Origin of the sequence: Psychrobacter sp. I-STPA6b (genome assembly GCF_020662265.1) — a bacterium.
Lineage (GTDB): Bacteria > Pseudomonadota > Gammaproteobacteria > Pseudomonadales > Moraxellaceae > Psychrobacter.
In genome coordinates this window covers 117,823-135,530 of sequence record NZ_VEWM01000075.1, presented here as the reverse complement: position 1 = coordinate 135,530, position 17,708 = coordinate 117,823, and the positions used below count along the sequence as shown (strand labels likewise).

The window sequence follows — 17,708 nt, the reverse complement described above, 5'->3', positions numbered from 1 at the left end:
TGTCTTAGTCAAGGCAATGAACGCAGGTAACTTATTTATTAAAACGGAATATTAACCAGTTCATTAACGCAGAATAAGGTAAATTTAGCCAATTTTTACATGAAAGTAAAAAGTAGTTGTATCCCTTGTAGATATTAGCTTAACGGGATGAAAGTTTAACAGACCCTAATAGTGCAAGCCCTCTTTTTACTTATGGCTTTAAGCTACTCTAAGCTGATTTAAGTTGCTTAAAGTCATTTTAAATAGAGGGCTAACATCTAGGAATAATAGATAAATAAAGGAAAATTTATGAGCAACTCTGCACAATCCAATCAGCAAACAAACCCACAGCAACGCCCCCTTGATGACATCACTGTTATCAGCCTAGAGCATGCCATTGCTGCCCCTTTTTGTACCCGTCAGCTTGCTGACTTAGGGGCAAGAGTAATAAAAATTGAACGCCCTAATGTGGGTGATTTTGCCCGAGGTTATGATGAGCGGGTGAATGGTTTGGCATCTCACTTTGTCTGGGTCAATCGTGGTAAAGAAAGTCTGGCACTGGACTTAAAATCTGAGCAAGCCCAGCCCGTGTTAAACAAACTGCTAGAAAAAGCTGATGTGTTGGTGCAAAATTTAGCACCCGGTGCAAGCGCTCGCTTAGGATTGGGCTATGAAGAGCTGCACGAAAAATATCCACAGCTTATCGTTTGTGACATCTCAGGCTATGGTGTCGGTGGTCCGTATGAGCAGAAAAAAGCCTATGACTTGCTGATTCAAAGTGAAAGTGGCTTGTTATCAGTGACAGGTACGCCTGATGAGATGGCAAAAGTTGGTATCTCTATTGCTGATATTTGTGCAGGTATGTATGGTTACTCATCTATTTTGGCTGCCCTAAAACTGCGTGATAAAACAGGTGAAGGCAGTCATATTGACGTATCTATGCTTGAGTCATTGGTTGAATGGATGGGCTTTCCATTATATTACACCTATGAAAATGCCCCAGCACCTACCCGTAATGGTGCATCGCATGCCACCATCTATCCGTATGGCTCATTTGCCACTTCTAATGGCTCGGTGATGTTTGGGCTACAAAATGAGCGTGAATGGCAAGCATTTTGTGAGCAAGTGCTACAACAGCCAGAGCTTGCAGATGATGAACGCTTTAGCAAAAATAGCCTACGGGTAGAAAATCGTGATACCCTAAAAGGCATCATTGAAAGCTGTTTTGCTGAGCTAACCAAATCACAAGTAACCGAGCGCTTGGATACTGCCAAAATTGCCAATGCTCATGTCAACGAAATGCAAGACGTTTGGTCACACCCACAGCTAAAAGCCCGTGACCGTTGGCGTACCATTAATAGCAGTATTGGTGAACTACCTGCCATGCTACCACCTGCGGTAAATAATCAGTTTGAATACCGTATGGGCGATGTACCCGCTTTAGGTGAGCATACAGACGCTATCTTGGCAGAATTGGGCTTAGGGAAAGATTAGGGAACGATTCACAAAAAAAGCATTACTAAGGAAACCTTATGTCACAAGCTGTTAATTTGCCAAAAACTTGGCTATTTGTCCCTGCCAGTAAAATTGAACGTGTCCCCAAAGCCTTTGCCAGTGGGGCAGGGGCGGTGATTGTTGACCTAGAAGATGCCGTGGCACTGGCAGAAAAACCACAAGCTCGCCAAGCATTGCTTGACTATTATGCCAGTGATGCCTATCAGCCAGTCTGGGTACGCATTAATCAAGCAGACAGTGATGAGTTTACCAAAGATATGCAAATCTGCCAGCAAATGCCTAATTTGGCAGGGATTATATTGCCCAAAGCTGAGCATAAACATGACCTTGAGCAAGTGCATAGCAGTACAAAACTGCCTGTCATTGCATTGGTGGAAAGTGCTTTAGGCTTACATCAACTTGATGATATGGCACAAGCGACAGGCTTGGTTGCTTTTAGCTATGGCTTTTTGGACTTATGTAATGATGTGGGCGTACAAGTGAATACGCCATCGGCAGAGATTTTTGCCAATCAAGTGCGTTATCAGCTACTCATTGCCTCAAAAGTATATGGTTTATCTGCACCAGTGGATACCATTTACCCTGATTTTAATGACGCTGATGGGCTGGTATCTCGGGTGCAATTATGGTCACAAATGGGGCTATCTGGTATGCTTTGTATCCACCCCAAACAAGTGGCGGTGGTACAAACGGCGTTAGCACCAACACAGGCAGAGCTAGACTTTGCACAAAAGGTCGTCGATGAATATGAGCGTACTGGCAAAGCAGCATTTCAGATAGAGGGTCAGATGGTCGATATACCAGTGATTAAGCGTTGTCAGCAGTTGCTTGCAAACGTATAAGAGCCGCGTAAGTTAGCAATGATGGTAAGCTAGTGCCTCTTTAACCTTATTATTTAAATATCTAATTGAATGTCTTTTAAATATTAGGTGTTAAAGAGGCTAAGTATACCGACTTGCTTAATTAGTCGTTTTCTTGATAAATCAATGCCTGAATATCTAATGCTGCTTGCTTCATGCGAGGTACATGAGTTAATAACTCTTCTAAAGAAACGCGAATGGTCGGCGCATGAGCATACAGCGATGCCAGATAGCGGTCTTTTTTATCGACAATAGGTACAGAAACAGCAACCATCTCTGAGATAAACTCTTCTTTATCAATACCAATACCTGTCTTTGCAATCTCATCAAGCTCAGCATTAAGTTGCTTAACATCTACTATCGTATTTTTGGTAAATTTGATTAAATCTAGGTTGTTAATGAGCTTTTTACGTCGTGCTGGCGACAGTTGGCTGAGATATAGCTTACCTGTTGCTGTACACCACATAGGTGACTGAGCGCCAATGGGTAGAAAAATTTGAATGGGTAGGGCAGTATTGGCACGGTTGGTATAAATCATATGTCGACCACTGGGAATACCGATACCACAGGTCTCTTTAATGTCATCAACCAGCTTTTCTAAGATAGCTTGACGTTCATTAAAAAACTGGCGTTGTTGCCACAGCTCTACACCTAAGTTGCGAACTCTGCGTCCTGCAACGATACCACCGCCAATATCAACAGCTAAAAATCCCTCTTCAACTAATTGTTGAATCAGGCGATGAATAGTGGGCTTAGGAATCTCTAACTCTTGTGATAGCTCTAACGGAGATAGGGGCGTAGAAGCGTAAGATACAGATTCGATAATTTGTAAAACACGGGTAATAGAAGAAACTTTTGGCATGAGGTATACAACTTTTCTTACAAATAATGCTTATCATAACAAGTTACAATCATCTGAAAAATAGCAAATAATCAGAAATTGATAAAAAGAGTTATTTTTTTGGTTGAGATTAGGGTCTGTGGAGTCTTTATCTTTAGTAGGAAAATTAACCTGTTCATTAATGCTTCATTATACAAATTTAGCCAATTTTTACACTAAATTAAAATAAGTTGTACCCCTTGTAGGTATGAATTTGATGGGGTGAATATGTTACAGACCCTATCCATACGGATATATATTTAGGATATAAAATACCCAGTTGCCTATGGCTGATGCACTGGCGGCAAACTGGGTACGATGATAATACCATTTATGCTTTCTTTTTTGTTGCTCCATGTTCTGCATGGTGCTTTTCACGCAGTTTTTGACGTAAGACCTTACCTACATTAGACTTAGGCAGCTCATCAACAAACTCAATGTATCTTGGGCACTTATAACCAGTTAAGTTTTCAAGTGCAAAGTCTCTAATAGCAGCCTCAGTGACTTTATTGTTTCGACGGACAACGTAAAGCTTGGTTGACTCACCTTGGCGTTCATCAGGTATACCAATGAGCGCACATTCTGCAATGCCTTCAAATTCGCTCATGACAGCTTCCACTTCATTAGGGAAGACATTAAATCCTGATACCAGAACCATATCTTTTTTACGGTCAAGTAGTTTGATATAGCCGTTTTCATCCATACTGACAATATCGCCAGTACGTAAAAAGTGGTCATGGGTGAAAATGCCATGATTATCACGATTGAGATATCCGGATGTGACATTTGGACCTTTGATGCACATCTCACCGGGCTGGTTAAAGCCCACATCTTTGTCGTTATCATCACGTACAACGATATTGACGCTAGGTAGAGGCAGACCAATTGTGCCGTTGTATTTTTTATCAGTCACAATATTTGCTGTACCAGCAGCAACACCTTCAGACATCCCCCAACCTTCAATCATGGGGCAACCTGTGACTTCCAGCCATTTTCTAGCAGTATGCTCTGTGGCTGCCATCCCCCCTGCCTGAGTCACGGTCAGGTTAGAGAAATCTAAGGACTTAAAGCTTGGCTGTTCTAGCAATCCTTTAAATAAAGTATTCACACCAGGGAATATATGGAAGGGTTGCTTTGATAGTGACTTTACAAAGTTTGGTAAATCACGAGGGTTTGGAATCAATATAAAGGTATAGCCAGCACGCATGCCTAGCAATGCCATCATAAAAGCAAAGATATGATATAACGGCAGTGCCATGACCATGTTAATGTAGACATCTTTGATTTTACGAGTTGCTGGACGATACCATGCTTCAGACTGCATGGCAGAAGCGATGAGGTTGCGTTGGGTTAAGATAGCTCCTTTAGATAGTCCTGTTGTACCGCCTGTATATTGATAGATAGCAGTATCATATGCTGTCATCTCTGGTGGATAGAAGTCAGCGTCTCGCCCTACTTTTAGAATATCATTAAACTTAAAGACCTTGCGCTTTGGATCATTGAGCTTATATTTGGGTACAAGCTTTTTTACCTGACGAATAACGATATTGACTAAAACACCCTTGAGCCCCATTAGATCGCCCATTTTGGATAGGACAATACGTTTGATGGGTGTTTCATCAACGACTTGCTCTAAAGCTTGGGCAAAGTTGTCAATTAAGAAAATGGTCTGAGCCCCAGAGTCCAACAATTGATGCTTTAATTCACGTCCTGTATAAAGTGGATTGATGGGAGTACAAATATATCCTGCACGTAAGATACCAATCATCACAGGAAAGTATTGAGGAACATTGGGCATCATCACAGCAATGACACTACCAAGTGGAATTTTTTGTGATTGTAGCCATGCAGATATGTCATCAGCAAGTCTATCAACATCAGCATAAGTATGAGTGACACCCATACAAGTTGTCATGGGTAAATCTTGATAACGCATAAAGCATTCATTAAACAACTCTGAGATGTTGTTATATAAGTCCGGATGGATATTTTCAGGAACGATTTCAGGGTATTGTGATATCCAAACTTTATTCAAAACTTGCTCCTTAAGATATGAATATAATATAGTGCTATTATTCTTTGTTTATATTCAATGTTCACGAGTTTAAAGTTATGTAGCCATGTCAAGAAAAAATATTAAGTATTGAACAGAGCTACTGTGTGATTATAATACTTCTGACTATCATAATTATTTAGTCAGTTGAGGTTGTCTCAGCTGTGTTGATAGTTGTCTGAGTTTGTTTGGATTACATATTGGTAGCATGGTATGTTGTACTCAACAACATAACTTCAGTGAACAAAGTTATTATAGAAATGTCCACTGTGTTTGCAAATAGTAAATTTTTACTAAGGAATATGTAATTATCCTTCTTTTATTATGTAACTATTATTTATTTAAATATTCATTTATTTAAGTTTTTATGACCATATGTTATGTCTTTAATAAAGAACAGCTTAACAACTCAAAATTTTCAACCATATAAAAACAGTCAGAGTTATCAGTAGCTAATGCAATGTTAGACTTATTATGATGTACAATGTGTATCATCTATATTTGTGTGTCTTGTTAGGCATATTATTGGGTTTTATTTGACGTGTATCCCTATGGTTTATAAGTTTGGATGCTCTGCCATCACAGTGAATATTATAATCAATAATAATTACATACAATGATTAAGCACTTACAAAGTATAACCTAAGTGTCATAGTATTTCTATAGTGTATTGGCATTCAAAACATAAATTTTATTATCTATAAAGCCACTTTTGATAGATAGAAAAAAACAGTGTTAAAAGTATGGCTCAAGTTCATAGTTTTGATGATATTACCTTAACCAGATGCGTGCATTTAACATGGATAGAGGAACTTAACTTACTTATATATTTGCCCGTGTATCAATTAGTAGCGTAAGGTGACTATATGAGCATAGCTGTTGTAAATAATAGAAATACTAGATTTACAGGGTGAGACACTCAACAGACCTTAATCTTTTTCAATGACATCCAGCTCTTCTGCGGATAGTTTTTTATAGTCTTTGGCACAAAAACTTGGGTCAAGTCGACAGATGGCTTGTTGTAGTTCATCAAGGCGGGCTTCTGACTGCTGAATATGGTCCAGCATTTTTGCAAAGGCAGTGGCAACAGGGTCTTGGGTATCTGGATTTAGACCGTAGGCTTTAAAGCCAAACGCTTCTGCTAGGCGCATTTTTTGGCACTCTTCTTTACTAATAGTACTTTTACTTACTTTGTTTTGATTATTGTGCTCTGATGCGCTTGCATCTTCTTGTATGGGTGGATTGTTAGCTTCAAGATGCGCATTATTGATATGGTTAGGATGAGTATCTAAAGATGTCTCTATTTCAGCCTCAGATGATTCAGGTGCTACAGATTTTGCAGTAATCATACGTGCTGCACTACCAACCATGGTGGCACCTGCGGGGACAGGTTTTACAACCACTGCATTTGAGCCAATTTTAGCGTTTTTGCCAACGGTAAAAGGTCCGAGGATTTTTGCACCTGCACCGACGACAACACCATCTTCTAGCGTTGGATGGCGTTTGCCAGTATTCCATGAGACACCACCAAGAGTGACGCCATGATAAAGAGTAACATCATCACCGATTTCTGCTGTTTCACCAATGACTACGCCCATTCCGTGGTCAATAAAAAAGCGCTTACCAATCTTGGCTGCTGGGTGAATTTCAATCCCTGTGAGCATTCTAGAGCCATATGACACGGAGCGAGCCATAAATTTAAAGTCATGCTGCCATAAACAATGTGCGCCACGGTGCAAGATAAGAGCATGAATGCCGGGATAGGTAAGCAATACTTCTAATGAGTGACGTGCAGCAGGGTCACGGTCAAATACGGCTTGGATGTCTTCAGATAGGCGTTGTTTGGCTTGTTTTATTGTTTTAAGTAGGCTGATGGCTGATGGCATGGGCTGTCCTAACTTCATTGACGAGAATAAATTAAAAGGTAGATACTAAAAAGACAAAATAAGAAAAAGTCGACCCTAAGTTTTGTTGTAAATTGAGGCGCTATGAAAAATATCGCTTCAAGCAAGGCATAGGATAACATTACTTATCGTTTTTATGAATCTGTTGCTTTAATTTTGCTGTGATGGTATTGAGCAGTTGATATTCTTTTTGGTCAAGCTGTAGCCTTGATAGTAGTCTAGTAAGACGCTTGGGGAGGTCACGAGGGTTTTTTGGATCAATAAGTTGTAATTGAGTCATTAGCATCAGTATTTGAGACTGTAGCTGGGTCATTTGTTGTTGTGTTGCTGCTGGCTCGTCCCAGACTTGTCTTAGGTGAATTTGTAGCTGATGGTCATTCTCATCAAAGGTGTGTGCTTGTTGTGTTTGCTGTTGAGTAAAGCTGGCATAAAAAAAGCTGGCAATGACTTGAATGGCAGAGGCAACATTAAGGACAGGATAGTCAGGGTTTGCATCAATTTGGATATGGTAGTCGGCGTGTGCCAGCTCATCATTAGTAAGCCCTCGGTCTTCTCGACCAAATAAAATGGCGATATTAGGAGTAGAGGTGGTGGTCGGAAGCTGTAATAAATGCTCAGTAATAAAGTGATGTGCTATTTGTGCTGCTTGAGTAGGTGTGACTACAGGGCGTGGGATATGGCGGCTGCGACTACTAGCAGCAAAGACCAATTGGCAGTCCTGCAAGGCAACATCTAGGTTAGGAACAATTTGTGCTTGTGACAAAACATTATCACCTCCAGCAGCATGCGCCCAACTGCTGTCATCGAGCGGATGTTTGGGATCAACCACAAATAGATGACTAAGACCCATGGTATGCATGGCACGTGCTGCTGAACCAATATTGGCAGGCAGTGTGGTGTTTATCATAACAATGCGAATAGCAGATAGATAGGTTGTTAAAGGAGCAACTTCTATTTGCTGTTCTTGCTGTTTAGTGCTATTTACTGGAGTATGATTCATATTTTGTAGGCTATTTGGGGTTAAACTGAGCCGTTTAAGCGAGCTTTGATTTCTTGGCTAACCAATTGTAGCTCTGTTGCAATATTATCTAGCAGTGATTGTTGCTGAGTAATGGTATTGTCACGACAAGCTTCTTGCATTTGATAGCATAAGTCCTTGAGTGGTATAGCACCGATATTGGCACTGGCTCCTTTAAGAGAGTGTGCCGACTCAAACCCTGTCGCATTATCGCCTGTGTTAATGGCAGTTTGGATTTCTTCTACACGTTTTAAACTATCTTGCATATAGGTTGCCATCAGTTCGGCAAAGTCATCTTCTAAAAGATCTTGTAGCTCCTCAAACTGCTCACTGTCAATATGGAGGTTTGTATCTGGGTTGCTCTGGCTCATGCTATGTTTCCTTGATTCGGTAAATACGTTATGTACAAAATATGAACAGGATTACCAGTATAACTAAATTTTAGACTGAATAGGAGTTTATGTGTAATGAAAATATAAAAAATCATCATTAACCAGTCGTCTAAGCTGACTGAAATTGTCATCACTGGGGTATATACGCCAATGATCATTGAGTGCTACATTGGCAATGGCATAGTCTTCATAGACACTCAGACCCAGTGCGATACAGTTATCATTTTGAGTAATGACAGGTGCTTCTGTCGCTAATTCATGATAAGTGTCATAGGTATTGTATCCGTCTTCAGGGTAGGAGTTAGCATCTGCATATTCATCAGGATAGTCATCATTTTGCTCTTGATTTGCAGATATGGGGGCAGGAATCAGATGTTGTTGCGCTGATTTTAATAGAGGTTGTAGGCGTTCAAGTAGTGCCATATCTTGCCCATGAATTTTGATACTGATTTTTTTTAGCCAACGCAAGCGAGCATTGACCATGTCATAAACATCTTCTAAGCGGGCGAATAAGCGTTCATCACGCTCACGGATACTGCCTTTTACCACGACCACATTATCTACCTTAAGCAGGTCTTTTAGACGGTTAAAACGCTCAGCATAACAGCTTACTTCAAGGCGAGATGTGCCATCATCAAGGGTAATGACACTACGATTCCCAAAGTTTGCAACATCAATGATGAGCCCTGCAAAGAAGGTGGTGTTGTTATATCCTGTATCTGATAGCTCATTGAGTTGCACACCAGATGTATAGCGCTTTAGCTCTGTACGATATTCATCAATTGGGTGTCCAGTTAGATACAGTCCAAGGGTGTCTTTTTCTGCTTTTAGGCGGTGCTTGTCTCCCCAGATGATATCTGGGTTAGTGGGTAGAGGTGGTGCTTGGGTAACATCATCTAAGCCACCAAATAAATCCATCATACCAATTTCACGATTTTGCCGATCTTGCTCAGCTGCTTGGACAGCACTGGGTAGCTGTGACATCAATGCACCACGAATTTCGTGATGGCGCTCTGCTGGCAAGTCAGGGCGTAGTGTGGTGGCAAAGTCATCAAAACAGCCAGCTTTTATTAAAGCCTCTAGTGTGCGTTTGTTGACTTTTTTAGTATCCACTCGTCGGCAAAAATCATAAAGGTCAGTGAATGCCCCTTCTTGTTTGCGTGAATGGACGATGGATTCAACTGCACCTTCACCAACGCCTTTAATTGCCCCAAGACCATAAATAATATTGGTCGGTGTGTCTGCTACGAAGTGCCATTCGCTGCGATTTACTGAAGGGTTATCAACGGTTAAGTTAAAGTTTTCTCGGCAGTCGTTAATAAAAAACACCACATTATCTGTGTTGTTCATATCTGAGGTAAGGACAGCCGCCATAAATTCAGCAGGGTAGTAGTGTTTAAGATAGGCTGTTTGGTATGCCAATACTCCATAAGCTGCTGAGTGCGATTTGTTAAATCCATAACCTGCAAACTTTTCCATTAAGTCAAATACCCCACCTGAGATGGCAGGGTCAATGCCTTGTGCCGTCGCACCATCAACAAAGATATTACGCTGTTTTGCCATCTCTTCAGGCTTTTTCTTACCCATAGCACGGCGAAGCATGTCAGCACCACCTAAACTATAGCCTGCCATGACCTGTGAAATCTGCATGACCTGTTCTTGATAGACGATAACGCCATTAGTATTTTCTAAGATAGGCTCTAAGTTGGGGTGGTCATAAACCACTTCTTCACGTCCATGCTTGCGGTCAATATACATCTCAACCATCCCTGCATCTAATGGACCGGGACGGTATAAAGCACACATGGCGATGACATCTTCGATATTGGTTGGCTGAAGTTTGGACAGGTATTTTTTCATACCTGTACTTTCAAGCTGGAATACCGCAGTTGTTTTTGCATCCTGTAGTAGTTTATAAGCATTTGTGTCATCTAAAGGCAAGTCTTCTAGCTCAATGGCATCTTTGCCTTCTTTTTGGCGACGATGGTTAATGTTTCTGACAGCAGCGCTGATGACCGTCAAGTTACGCAGCCCAAGGAAGTCAAACTTAACCAAGCCAGCCGCTTCAACATCATCTTTATCAAATTGACTGACCCGATGTCCTTCATCATCACAGTAAATGGCACAAAAATCTGTGATCTTATTAGGTGCAATAAGAACACCCCCCGCATGTTTACCGACATTTCGGGTTATACCTTCCAATTTAAGCGCCATCTCCCAAATCTCATTGGCATCTTCAAAATCCATATTATTGGGGTCAGATAATAACTCTTTGAGTTGTGGCTCTTGGGTGACAGCATCGCTAAGGCTAATACCAGGTGTTTTTGGAATCAGTTTGGATATTTTATCAGCAAGACCATACGACTTACCTTGAACACGGGCAACATCTCTTACCACCGCTTTGGCGGCCATTGTACCAAAGGTGATGATTTGTGAGACAGCTTCACGCCCATATTTACTGGCAACATAGTCGATGACACGGTCACGCCCTTCGATACAAAAGTCAATATCAAAGTCGGGCATAGAGACACGTTCAGGGTTTAAGAAGCGCTCAAATAATAAGTCGTAGTGAAGTGGGTCAAGGTCAGTAATATTGAGCGCATAGGCAACCAATGAGCCAGCACCAGAGCCACGCCCCGGACCAACAGGGACACCATTGGCTTTTGCCCAACGGATAAAGTCCATCACAATCAAAAAGTAGCCGGGAAAGCCCATGGATAAAATGATTTTTAACTCATGCTCCAAACGCTCATCATAAGGCTGGCGGATACTATCCCACGTGTCATCACGTTGCTCAGGAGGATATAGTTTATTGAGGCGTGCCTCTAGCCCACGTTGTGACTCTGCACGAAAGAAAGTTTCGATGGTTTCGCCTTCTGGGACAGGAAATTCGGGTAAAACATTAATCCCCAAAGTTAAGGTGACGTTACATCGTTTTGCCAGTGCGATGGTATTTTCTAGGACTTGTGGTAGATCAGAAAATAGCGCCTGCATCTGTGCTTGCGTTTTTAAATATTGCTGGCTGGAGTAGTCACGAGGGCGTGTGGGGTCTGCCAGTACATAAGATGAGGCAATACAAACACGGGCTTCGTGCGCATCAAAGTCGTCTGCTTCTAAAAAGCGCACATCATTGTGAGCAACCAGTGGGATATGATGACGAGCACCTGCCAAAATAGCTTGCTCAATAAACGCATCTTCACCCGCACGCTCTGTACGTTTGACAGCAAAATATAACCTATCGTCAAAATGGGTGCGGTAAGTGTTGATGAGTTCGTCTGCTCGGTTGGGGTTTGCCCCTGTTAGTATCTGCCCAACATCTGAATGCTCAGTTAACAAGACGATGACACCCTCACTATTTGTCAATAATTGCTCACGGGTGATGATGGGCATACCTTTGTTATCAGGATTCATTTTGCCATCAGTAAAGCCAAAAGAGACAATACGAGTAATGTTTTGATAACCTGTTTGATTCATCGCCAGCAAGGTTAAACGAGTGCTATCATTATCCAATAAAATCTCTGTACCAATGATGGGCTTAATCCCTGCATCTAGGCATGCTCTATAAAATTTGACTGTGGCATAAAGGTTAGATAAGTCTGTGAGGGCTAAGGCTTTTTGTCCATCTGCTGCCGCTGCTTTGACCAGTGGCTTGATACGAATAATCGAGTCGGTAATGGAATATTCACTGTGAATACCTAAGTGTACAAAAGCCATAGAAACGCTCTAAAGTTGGTTGTTATCTATATCCCATCATTGATAGTAGATATGTTGTTGATGTAGATGGTATTTTTGATAAATGGCACGCCCACCAGATTCCACACTTAAAACATAAGTTGTTGAAAACAAAGAAGTTTTTTTAGTTAAGGATTTTTATATACCGTGAGAAATACCGTTATTAATAAAAATGAGGCTATTAAGCCCCATCTTCTTTTGTAATATTTTCGCTTATTATGATAGCATCAATTTTGTATTTCAGCCACTTGTTCGGCCGTCCAAGTAAATCAGGTTCAGGTAAAAACCCCGACTCTCGTTTTCGTGTTACAGTTGATGTGGAATCCCATCCAAACATAGCCATAATTTCTGCTGTTGTGTAGTATTTACCTTCCATCTCACTCTCCTTTCGGCTGTTGGGGTAGGGGTTGCCACGCTATGAACTTAGAAAAATACCCATCATCTTGATATATTGCGTAAGTGTCTTTCACTGTCATAACTCCATCATTAATACTAAACTCGCCAACTTTCACGCAATCACTATTATAAGTAGGCGGATAATAGTCAGGATGGTCAGGTTCTAAAGGCGACAAACACAAAAACAAGATAGTTTGTCCTTGCTTTGGTTGCTGTTGTTTAAAGTCAATCCATTCACTCATCTGACACCTCTCATTTTTACCAAGCCATCTGTTAATAAATCTATTTCTGCATCACTAAAATTTTTCTGTATCAGTAGTATTAAAAGAGCTACTCGCTGAATATCTGAGCTGTATTCACTCATCATCACTCCTTATTCTTTCTCAATAAAAGACAAGCCGTAGTATTCTTTATCTGTACTCTCGACTTCTTTTATCTCATTTTCCAAAACTTTGATTGCATCTTTTAAATGCTTCAAATACTGATTTTTTGCTGTATTCATACTAAATTTAATATTAGGATTTGGATAAAATGAGCCTTTTTTATGATGCTCTGTTTCGATGCTTGCTGTTAAATAAAGGCTTACAAAGTAGTGTTTCATGGCTCATCTCATTAAAATAATGTCAAAGCTGTCTCACAGGAGGTAAGTCGCCATTTTCAGCTCTGTAATTTACTGCTCTTTCTAAAGCTGGATAAAATTCTATTTCATCGAAACACTCATAGACATATCTGACATAATTAACGTCAATGTCATAATCTTTAGATGCGGATAAAACTAGACTGTTATGCTCTACGTTGCTCATCTTTAATCCTCCTAAAACGGAATATCATCATCAGGGGCATTATTCGCATTATCTACAGCTTGCTGATTTGGGAAGTTGTTTTGTTGCTGATTAAACCCTTGATTTTGCTGATAGTTATTACCCTGTGGTTGCTGGTTGTTTTGATAACTCTGATTATTGTTTGAGTTATTGCTAGCAACTGGAAACCAAAAACTATTTAATTTGATTTTAGTTGCATAGCGTTTCTCACTATTTTTTTCATATTCGTCAGTATTGATTGTGCCTTGCACTCCAATGCCGTCACCTTTTTTAAAATACTGAGCGATTATTTCGCCTTGTCTGCCCCATGCTTCTACGTTATGCCATGTCGTGCGTTCCATTTTCTGTCCGCTATTTTTATCATTCCACTTTTCAGTTGTGGCTACAGCTAACTTAGTAACTGTAGTTTGTCCGACTTGGCGTGTTTCAGGGTCACGACCTAATCGACCTTCAATCATTGCTAAATTTAAACTCATTTTTTTAATCCTTATTTAGTTAAAACGGTAAATCATCAAAATCTATTGGTTCGTCATCGGGCTTGTCGTTTGGTTTTGTCATAATTGCCTCACGCTATAAAATAAAAGATATTCCCGCAGTGCTTACAATCCCAGTTTTTAGTCTCGGGATAATACCCACGCATACTACTAACATCATTAACCGCATCGCACACAGGGCAAACAACAACCAATCTAGTATTTACAAAATGACTTATATCTAACACGCGCATTTGTCTTAACAATGATTGTGTTTCATCTAAAACATAAGCCTCATCTTGGTCTATGAGATTGTCGCCACTGTGTTGAGTATCAAAGCCGATTATCCAATCATCATCGTCAACGCCGTCTATCTCACATAAATCTTTTGCTAGACTGCTCCACGTTAGTCCACCATGCACACTAACTGGTATCTGCTCATATTCCACGCCATGCCATGAGCTTGACTCAGGGATAGCAACATAACCGCTACCCCAGCCATGATGGCTATCTTTTGACCAAGTGTTTTTTCTAGTAAATGATTTCATTTATAAACCCTCTTGCAACTCAAACCCTCACTACGCCATTTATTAATCAGATTATTTAGGTCATTCAGGCAATCTTTGACATCATCTATCATGCCGTCATACGCATACATATCTAGCGTGTGATAGTCTTTAATCTCAACAACCTGTCCATATTTTGTAACTGGCTTACATTCAAATACTTGGTAAATAAAGCGGTTTTTACCTCGCATTGCTAGATAAGCTCGCCACTGCCAAGCATTTAAATATCTCTCAGGGTTGTAGCTACCAGTTAATTTGTGGTCAATGACAGCGTATGGTGTTTCTACATCAATCTTGCCGACCAAATCCACGCCATCTATGAGTTGTACAACGTGTTTTTGCTCGCGCTCCCATGGTTTACCCAAGTTGACGACTTGTACCTCATCAGTATCATTAAGTTTTGATATATCAAAGGTAAAGCTGTCTTGCTGATATATACCTGATGGATTTCTTAAATAGTTTTCTAAAATCTTATGCCATGCCGTTCCTGCTGACATTGCAGGGGTAGGGGTGTACGCACCGAATAAACGGTCGTACAACTCCTGCTCTGTCATGTCGCTATCTAAAAAATACTGATAGCTGTCTAAGTGAGTGACTGATACACGGTTACGCATCTGCCACCTCTGCTGTTTCTGCTTCAACCACGTCAACAAACTTGCCTGATGCCTTATCAAACTCAACATTCAGATTTTTACTTGCTGTCCAAATATCACACTTCATCTGCTTATAAAGCGGGTGCTGAGTATTAAGCCCATCAATTAAGCCGTTTAATGCGTTTGCTGTCTCAACCTCCATTAATTCTGTGCGTAGGTCGTCTAAATCTTGCTGAGCCTTGCTTGCTTCTGCTGATAGACTGTTAATATGGTCTTTAGTAGCTTGAATAATGCATGCTAATTGATTAGGGGCTTGGTCAATTGGATGTACAACTACATTGCCAATGTTGCCACTGTCTTTTGCCAAATAATTAGGGTGAGGTCTAAAGTTGAGCATACGCACTGCACCTTGATTGCCTTGCTCAATAGTCATATAACCCATCATATCGGCAATCTTGTAAGCCTCTTTTTTGCTACCACCCACCATGTCAGGACGTTTGATAATCTCATCACCATTTTTGTCCTCAGACGCATGAGCCAATAACACGACATCTTTACCCATGCCACGTAGCATTTTTAACCAATTACTAAAGATTGAGCCTAATTTGCCGTAGCCCTGCATTGATAACTCACCATTGCGTCTGGTGTTTTTGCTATCAGATTTGATAGCATCGGTTATCATGTCTAATGCACGACCTGCTGTATCTACAATGATGGTGTCATAGCCGTTCAAGTCTTGAGCTGTAAAGTTCGCAACCTCACCCCAGTGATTAATCTGCACAGTGTCTTTACGATAGACACCTGCACGATGAGCGCCTTTGTCAAAGTCAAAAAGGATTGGTTTTTTAGCAGTAAATGCTAGTGATGTTTTCCATATGCCAGGGTCGCCATAGATGAATACGACTAGGTTCTGTATGCTTAGCGGTTGTACTGATGTTACGATGTTAAGTGCCATGATTAAGACTCCTCTGTTTCAATTAATTGTGATTGTTCTGCTAGCCATTGCTCATATTGTTCTTGCTCAAGTAACTGTTTCTGATACTCCCAGTAGCCGTACTGGTCATCATCACTGTAGCCGTCACCCATGCGACAATCTTCATAATTACTCATCATCTAACCCCTTGATTTCGTTGCCGTTGCTGTCGATTGGTACTGCGTATTGCCACCAAATTCCATGTTCTGTAAAAAAGCAACAGTAATCTTTGCTATCATCAAATAAATTTACTAACTCTATGCTTTTTTTTAATCTAGCTTTTTCTTCCGACGCATCACTAACCCAACAAATCACATACTTTTGCTTTTCTAATAATTTTTTGGTCAGCTCACTACCTCGCAACGGTAATTCAGGCACGTTTTCCTCGCCGTACAAAGTAACTAATGCTTGACGGTTTTCGGGGGTTGCGTGGAATATACTTGGAAATTTGTAGTGCATAGAAAATAAACCATTGCTTTGGTAAGAAGCGTGGTCAGTTACTACTGGATAATTGTCATTGTCATTTTCCTTGAGATTATCCAAAAATATGCCGTTTGCTCTTAACTCCAAAACCAAATCACCTGCTTTAAATTCTTTATTCATCTCTCAAATCCTCATATCTGCGTGTCCACACAATGCTTGGCTGTTTGCTCTGAGCTAAATAAAACTTATGACGCTCAATTACAGCATCTTGATTTTGAATTTCTTTATCTAGTGCTGTACCCACAAATGCATACAGCAAAACAATTAAAATCATGACGATAGCTGATAAAAACGAGCGTTTAGCAAAATCCTTCATACGGCTAACTCCTCATAAATCACTGATAAATCTACATTTCCGAGATATTTAACCTTGTCTGCAATACCGTCTTGAATCATTTTTTTAATATCAGCAAGAGGTATTTTTTTATCTGAATAAAGATTAAATAAGACAGCATTTCCAAAAGCATTGTCTGTTAGGAAGCAGTTGAGGATTGGGATTCCAATCCTTCTTATTTCAACGCTTGTAAAAAAGTGGTCATCAATAGCGATATAATCTTCATTTCTAGCAATGATTTTGTATTCATCTTCACTAAAAAAGTTTTCTTTATTCAAGATTCCACTGCCGTCTATGTTTCTGTATGTGTAAGAGTAAATAGTTTCCATGTCTGCCCCCCCCTTTATGCCGTTGCTAGCCACTGATTAACACTACGCTCAGTCTCAGCCCAGTCTCTAGCCTCCGCCATCTCTTTTTCGTAATCAGATGACATTTGATAGTTATCTGATAACTCTTTGATGTACTCAATAACCAACTCTTGAGCTTCCTCTAAATCAATATCTAGCTCTGTTTCTGTGTCGTAGTCATCAAAGACTACTGATGTGACTTGCAATGATTCAACAATGTGAGTCTTGCTAAACCAATCTCCGATTGTTGTTATTACTGCCTTGAACTTAATAGAAAAAAGCCCGTCGTCATCGATAAAGAAATCTAAGCTGTCATTGTTAATTTGAGAGTCTTCATTTTTTAGATAAGCATCTAATAAATCTTGATATGTAAGGTTTTTATGTGCCAT

At 40.4% G+C, this 17,708-nt stretch carries 19 protein-coding genes and 1 pseudogene; 2 read left to right on the top strand and 18 right to left on the bottom strand.

What is annotated here, in order from left to right; genetic code table 11:
* Positions 1 to 288: 288 nt before the first annotated feature.
* Positions 289 to 1,473: a CaiB/BaiF CoA transferase family protein gene (locus FHK88_RS09315; RefSeq protein ID WP_227430468.1), complete on the top strand. Its 1,185-nt coding sequence runs from the start codon at positions 289 to 291 to the stop codon at positions 1,471 to 1,473.
* A gap of 38 nt (positions 1,474 to 1,511) precedes the next feature.
* Positions 1,512 to 2,336 carry an HpcH/HpaI aldolase/citrate lyase family protein gene (locus FHK88_RS09310; RefSeq protein ID WP_227430467.1) on the top strand — a complete coding sequence of 275 codons (825 nt, stop codon included), beginning with the start codon at positions 1,512 to 1,514 and terminating at the stop codon, positions 2,334 to 2,336.
* Between the two features lie 121 nt (positions 2,337 to 2,457).
* Here FHK88_RS09310 and FHK88_RS09305 read toward each other — a convergent pair whose 3' ends face one another.
* The 18 genes and pseudogenes from FHK88_RS09305 to FHK88_RS09220 form a co-directional block, all read right to left on the bottom strand.
* Positions 2,458 to 3,216 (bottom strand): IclR family transcriptional regulator, encoded by a 759-nt coding sequence (locus FHK88_RS09305; protein ID WP_227430466.1) that lies wholly within the window; start codon positions 3,214 to 3,216, stop codon positions 2,458 to 2,460.
* 349 nt (positions 3,217 to 3,565) lie between these two features.
* On the bottom strand, positions 3,566 to 5,269 hold the full coding sequence (locus FHK88_RS09300) for an AMP-binding protein (protein ID WP_227430465.1): 1,704 nt from the start codon (positions 5,267 to 5,269) through the stop codon (positions 3,566 to 3,568).
* Between the two features lie 1,361 nt (positions 5,270 to 6,630).
* A pseudogene (gene cysE / locus FHK88_RS14530) lies at positions 6,631 to 7,173 on the bottom strand (serine O-acetyltransferase); the annotation flags it as partial.
* Positions 7,174 to 7,312: 139 nt separating this feature from the next.
* On the bottom strand, positions 7,313 to 8,191 hold the full coding sequence (locus tag FHK88_RS09290) for an RNA methyltransferase (protein ID WP_227430463.1): 879 nt from the start codon (positions 8,189 to 8,191) through the stop codon (positions 7,313 to 7,315).
* Between the two features lie 20 nt (positions 8,192 to 8,211).
* Positions 8,212 to 8,580 carry an Hpt domain-containing protein gene (locus FHK88_RS09285; RefSeq protein WP_227430462.1) on the bottom strand — a complete coding sequence of 123 codons (369 nt, stop codon included), beginning with the start codon at positions 8,578 to 8,580 and terminating at the stop codon, positions 8,212 to 8,214.
* Positions 8,581 to 8,667: 87 nt separating this feature from the next.
* A complete protein-coding gene (gene dnaE, locus FHK88_RS09280; protein WP_227430461.1) occupies positions 8,668 to 12,315 on the bottom strand; it encodes a DNA polymerase III subunit alpha in 3,648 nt (1,215 codons plus the stop codon).
* A 199-nt stretch (positions 12,316 to 12,514) separates the two neighbouring features.
* Positions 12,515 to 12,709 carry a hypothetical protein gene (locus tag FHK88_RS09275; protein ID WP_227430460.1) on the bottom strand — a complete coding sequence of 65 codons (195 nt, stop codon included), beginning with the start codon at positions 12,707 to 12,709 and terminating at the stop codon, positions 12,515 to 12,517.
* Between the two features lies 1 nt (position 12,710).
* A complete protein-coding gene (locus FHK88_RS09270) occupies positions 12,711 to 12,971 on the bottom strand; it encodes a hypothetical protein (RefSeq protein ID WP_227430459.1) in 261 nt (86 codons plus the stop codon).
* Positions 12,972 to 13,102: 131 nt separating this feature from the next.
* On the bottom strand, positions 13,103 to 13,330 hold the full coding sequence (locus FHK88_RS09265) for a hypothetical protein (RefSeq protein ID WP_227430458.1): 228 nt from the start codon (positions 13,328 to 13,330) through the stop codon (positions 13,103 to 13,105).
* Between the two features lie 213 nt (positions 13,331 to 13,543).
* Entirely contained in the window at positions 13,544 to 14,026 is a 483-nt protein-coding gene (locus tag FHK88_RS09260) for a single-stranded DNA-binding protein (protein WP_227430457.1), read from the bottom strand.
* A gap of 89 nt (positions 14,027 to 14,115) precedes the next feature.
* Positions 14,116 to 14,571 (bottom strand): hypothetical protein, encoded by a 456-nt coding sequence (locus tag FHK88_RS09255; RefSeq protein ID WP_227430456.1) that lies wholly within the window; start codon positions 14,569 to 14,571, stop codon positions 14,116 to 14,118.
* Positions 14,568 to 15,203 (bottom strand): hypothetical protein, encoded by a 636-nt coding sequence (locus FHK88_RS09250; RefSeq protein WP_227430455.1) that lies wholly within the window; start codon positions 15,201 to 15,203, stop codon positions 14,568 to 14,570. Before FHK88_RS09250 ends, FHK88_RS09255 begins: the two co-directional genes overlap by 4 nt.
* Positions 15,196 to 16,137 (bottom strand): ATP-binding protein, encoded by a 942-nt coding sequence (locus FHK88_RS09245; RefSeq protein ID WP_227430454.1) that lies wholly within the window; start codon positions 16,135 to 16,137, stop codon positions 15,196 to 15,198. Before FHK88_RS09245 ends, FHK88_RS09250 begins: the two co-directional genes overlap by 8 nt.
* Before the next feature lie 2 nt (positions 16,138 to 16,139).
* Entirely contained in the window at positions 16,140 to 16,295 is a 156-nt protein-coding gene (locus FHK88_RS09240) for a hypothetical protein (RefSeq protein ID WP_227430453.1), read from the bottom strand.
* Positions 16,285 to 16,758 carry a hypothetical protein gene (locus FHK88_RS09235; protein ID WP_227430452.1) on the bottom strand — a complete coding sequence of 158 codons (474 nt, stop codon included), beginning with the start codon at positions 16,756 to 16,758 and terminating at the stop codon, positions 16,285 to 16,287. Before FHK88_RS09235 ends, FHK88_RS09240 begins: the two co-directional genes overlap by 11 nt.
* Complete coding sequence (locus tag FHK88_RS09230; protein ID WP_227430451.1) at positions 16,751 to 16,954, bottom strand: hypothetical protein; 204 nt, start codon at positions 16,952 to 16,954, stop codon at positions 16,751 to 16,753. Before FHK88_RS09230 ends, FHK88_RS09235 begins: the two co-directional genes overlap by 8 nt.
* Positions 16,951 to 17,301 (bottom strand): hypothetical protein, encoded by a 351-nt coding sequence (locus tag FHK88_RS09225; RefSeq protein WP_227430450.1) that lies wholly within the window; start codon positions 17,299 to 17,301, stop codon positions 16,951 to 16,953. The genes FHK88_RS09230 and FHK88_RS09225 overlap by 4 nt, the downstream gene beginning before the upstream one ends.
* Positions 17,302 to 17,315: 14 nt before the next feature.
* The gene (locus FHK88_RS09220) at positions 17,316 to 17,708 is read right to left on the bottom strand and encodes a hypothetical protein (protein WP_227430449.1); all 393 of its coding nucleotides are present in this window, start codon (positions 17,706 to 17,708) and stop codon (positions 17,316 to 17,318) included.